Below are 731 nucleotides of genomic sequence, written 5' to 3' on the forward strand. Positions count from 1 at the left end.
ACTATATCCCCAATATCTATCATGTTCAAAATGAGGAATATCATCTATTGGTACGTTTCTATTCCTCAAAATAGAGTAAAATTTATTATAATCAAAATCAGTAGGATCAGCATGACCATCAGCAATACCTCTATCAACTTCAATATGAGGTACTATTATGGGCCAACATCCTTCAATATCTGAAGCTTCAATATATAAATCAGCTAGAGCTTGATATTGACTATCCGTAGGAACATCAGGACTTTTATAATTAATTTCGACATGGAACATTCTTCCTTTTAAATTATTCCTAGATTCAGCTTTAGTTGCCCATACATTTTTTTCGGTAAAAGGCCATATTTCAATTATATTTCCATTTTGCATAATATATTTATGAGCTTTACTCCTTACTTTTTTTTCTGGATTATTTACATTAGTTTTTGCTTTGATAGTTTCTTCACTCATATTTCCATCAGTGCAATGTAGAACAAAATGACTTCTGTATGCAGGATCTATAGGGCAAACTTCTTTATTTGTGATTTTCAACATAGTAAATGTAACCAAAGATAAAGGATGAATAAACCACACCCTACCGCTTTCGTTCAAGGTGGCAGGCGTTGATGAAGTTTCTGCTTGTTTACTTGAGGTGTCTGCTGATTGCTCTTTTTTAGTTTCTGCTTCACTTTGTTCCGTCTGTTGACTTTGCTTAGCTAAACCTTTGGTGACATCATCCCACCAAAGCATTTTTGTCG

At 33.7% G+C, this 731-nt stretch carries 1 protein-coding gene; it reads right to left on the reverse strand.

Going from position 1 to position 731, the window contains the following annotated elements:
* Window positions 1-731, reverse strand: a 731-nt coding sequence (locus tag J3U35_RS04845; RefSeq protein ID WP_267359885.1) for an N-acetylmuramoyl-L-alanine amidase, incomplete at both ends; no start/stop codon positions are given.

Origin of the sequence: Gilliamella sp. B2717, assembly GCF_026536675.1 — a bacterium.
GTDB classification, from domain to species: Bacteria; Pseudomonadota; Gammaproteobacteria; order Enterobacterales; family Orbaceae; genus Gilliamella; species Gilliamella apicola_I.